Here is a 667-nt window from a genome sequence, read left to right as displayed (position 1 = left end):
ATTTGTCGGAACCGGTATATCCATACCCAAATTCAGCGAAATAGCGGTCATCGGAGTCGTAAGTTAAACGACCCGAATTGCCGACGTTCCGTTCCGGCAAGGTCGCAGCCAGGGTACCTCCACCCACACTGAACAGGTTTTCCTGCAGCATAAACACCGTCATGGCACCAACGGAATGGTCGCCGAAAGTACGGTCCCAGTTCGCACGGGCTTCCACATAGTAATTTGAAGAAGTGTTGCGGGCAGCGACGGCATCACCCAACGAGGTTGTCCCATCGTTGTTGATGCGATACAGGCGATATTTGTCCGTCACAATGTCGTAAGACTCCACATCATAGAAAAACGGTTTATAACTCCTTGTCATGCCATACTTGCTCCATGTGCCGGCAGATATCTTTGCCTGCACTTTCAGCCCTTCGGTAATGAAACTCAAATCCTGCAGAACAGTGGCTTGTGCCGTAACCGTCGTTTCGTCGCGCGATTCATATCCCTTCACCATCTCGGCGTATGGATTTGTTTTCCAGGCACTTCCACTTGTCGGACGGGAACCAAACATCGTATGCTGCGTATAGATATGGGCTTCGTCCGGTGTAAATACGGCAGGAAAATCAACAGGATTGGCTTCTATCACCTGATTGAAAATTTCGCCCACCGTCACGCGCTGTCC

Annotated in this window: 1 pseudogene; it reads right to left on the bottom strand. The window is 50.5% G+C overall.

Features of this window, described 5'->3' with window-relative positions:
* Positions 1 to 667: pseudogene (locus tag ASC50_RS02795) on the bottom strand (SusC/RagA family TonB-linked outer membrane protein); the annotation flags it as partial.

The organism is Candidatus Symbiothrix dinenymphae (assembly GCF_001431085.1).
The sequence above is the reverse complement of the archived record's forward strand: the minus strand, read 5'-3'. Positions and strand labels throughout refer to the sequence as shown.